The following is a 2,567-nucleotide window of genomic DNA, read 5'->3' on the forward strand; positions in this document are numbered from 1 at the left end:
GGTGCGCCATTATTCTCTAGGGCTTTATCAACTTGGATCTTGAGAGGAACAATCTTGTCTTTGCGCCAGCCCCCATCAGCAGTAATTACTAATTTAGCTTGAGCATCTACCAGTCGGTCTTTTAGGGCTTCAGCACTAAAGCCACCAAAAACAACCGTGTGGGGAGCACCAATTCTAGCACAGGCCAGCATGGCAATGGCAGCTTCCGGAATCATGGGCATATAAATGCCAACGCGATCGCCTTTTTTCACTCCCAGTTGTTTGATCACATTTGCCATCTGGCAAACTTCCCGGTGTAACTGGGCATAGGTTAGGGTGCGGGAGTCTCCCGGTTCCCCTTCCCAAATCAGGGCAGCTTTATTCCGACGCCAGGTAGTGAGGTGTCTGTCAAGACAGTTGTAAGAAATATTAATCTTGCCACCAACAAACCACTTGGCAAAGGGGGGTTGCCAATCTAATACCGTATCCCACTTTTGAAACCAGTCTAGTTCTTGGTCTGCAAGCTGGGCCCAAAACCCTTGGGGGTCAGCTTTGGCTTGTTCATAGAGTTGCTGATACTCCGCCATGCTCTTAATCTGGGCATTCTCAGAAAAGTCAGTCGGTGGCGGGAACAGCCGTTCTTCTTGAAGGATTGATTCTATAGTGGGTTGTGACATAGTTATGGGAAATTACTGATATCTATTTAGGTAGTCTAGACCTAGCCCAGGCTAAGTCTAACTAGGGTTGGGGGTTGTTAAGGGCAAGTGGGATTCATCCACTTGCCCTTAACTTTACCAATTTTTTAGTCTACGGATGGTGAGGTTGCTAGTAGAACTAGCTATACTATGGGTATGCTGAGATTGAACTACCAATATCGTATTTATCCCGATGCTGAACAGGCGATCACCCTGTGTGACTGGCTCGAAACGTCTCGAAGGGTTTACAACTACGCTTTGAGGCAGATTAAAGACTGGTCAAACAGCCGGAAGTGTCCGATTGATCGGTGTTCAATCGTTAGTGAATATGTAATTCCACCCGATGAACCGTATCCGTCCGAATATAAGCAGAATGCTGAATTAGCTAAAGCTAAAAAGACAAACCCACGACTGAAAGCGGTGCCTGCCCAAAACCTGCAATGCACTATCAAACAGCTTCACAAAGGGTTTGATTTTATGCGTGAACGTGGTTTTGGATATCCACGGTTTAAGAAACCAGGGAAGCTGAGATCAACATTATTTCCTCAGTTCAAAACTTCACCATTAGATGCTCAAAACAACGTGATCAAGCTTCCCAAACTGGGAAAAGTGACAATTAATCTTCATCGTCCGATCCCGGATGGTTTCAAAATTAAAAATGTTCGGGTCATCAAAAAAGCGGATCACTGGTATTGCAATATTTGCATCCAGTGTGATGTTAATGTTCCGTCAGTTGGGTTCCACGGTCACGCTATTGGTGTTGATCTTGGACTTGATTACCTTGTCGCCACTTCAGATAGCTTACAGGTAAAGCGTCCCCGGTTCAAAGTCAAAGCAGAACGCAAGCTTAAATTGCTGCAACGTCGCTTAAACAGGAAACAAAAGGGATCAGCTAACTACCGTAAAGCTCAGTTGAAAGTAGCGAGACTTCACCGAACTGTAGCGGCTCAAAGAAGAGATCACCATTACAAACTGGCTCATCAGCTGCTAGCTGAGTGTGACAGTATTTTCTTTGAAGACATTGATTTTCGGACAATGGCTAAGGGGATGTTGGGTAAACATACCTTAGACGCTGGTTTAGGTGAATTGCGTCAGATTACTAAGACTGTCGCGTTGAAACTTGGGAAGTTTTTCGACACGGTTGATCACCGTGGAACTTCTCAAGAATGCCCCGATTGCGGTGTAACTGTTAAAAAAACACTCGCTGATCGGATTCACCGTTGCGATAACTGCTGTTCTGTCAAGCCTAGAGACGTAGCTAGCGCTCAAGTAATTTGCAACCGGGGAATCGCAAAACATCAAACTTTACCCGTGGAACATCGGGAACTGGAAACTGCCTGAGCAATCGATCTGCCGGGGCGTGTGAACGCTAGGTAAGTGGTGCAAACTTCGGTAACGAAGCATAACCAGGAAATTCAAAAACGAACACCCACATCAGGGCGCTCGTCTTTGAAGCCCCCGCTATACCCGCGCATGTTAGCGGAGGGAGAATTCACTAAAACCATACTTAACAGGTTACCCAGTTGGGCAAATCGTTAGATTTCTTTCTTTAATTTCTGCTTAATAATCGCTCAGCTCGCTACTTCTTTAGCAGGTATAGTCGTAAGCTATCAACTTTCAGCTATCAACTTTCAGCTTTCAGCTTTCAGCTTTCAGCTATCAGCTATCAGCTATCAGCTATCAGCTATCAGCTATCAGCTTTCAGCTTTCAGCTTTCAGCTTTGGAATAAAACAGGTAACCATTTGTTTCATCTAAGTTACCTCTGCTGATCACTGACGGCTGACGGCTGACGGCTGACGGCTGACGGCTGACCGCTGTTCGCGTAGCGCATATACTTACAATAAAAATGCTGTAGTTATGTCAATAAAAGTAGAAGTTGTTCCCCATGACCC

At 45.5% G+C, this 2,567-nt stretch carries 2 protein-coding genes; one reads left to right on the forward strand and one right to left on the reverse strand.

Annotation, left to right across the window (positions count from 1 at the left end):
- Positions 1–656: AMP-binding protein (locus tag F6K38_RS35350; RefSeq protein WP_287359753.1), on the reverse strand; the 656-nt coding region annotated here is incomplete at its 3' end.
- A 174-nt stretch (positions 657–830) separates the two neighbouring features.
- On the opposite strand from F6K38_RS35350, the gene F6K38_RS35355 reads away from it, so the two are divergent.
- On the forward strand, positions 831–2,015 hold the full coding sequence (locus F6K38_RS35355) for an RNA-guided endonuclease InsQ/TnpB family protein (RefSeq protein WP_044492212.1): 1,185 nt from the start codon (positions 831–833) through the stop codon (positions 2,013–2,015).
- Positions 2,016–2,567 lie beyond the last annotated feature (552 nt).

Origin of the sequence: Moorena sp. SIO3B2 (assembly GCF_010692525.1) — a bacterium.
Lineage (GTDB): Bacteria > Cyanobacteriota > Cyanobacteriia > Cyanobacteriales > Coleofasciculaceae > Moorena > Moorena producens.

Coding starts and splice junctions, on each gene's coding strand:
- F6K38_RS35355 (WP_044492212.1), top strand. CDS start 831: ATGCTGAGATTGAACTACCAATATCGTATTTATCCCGATGCTGAACAG.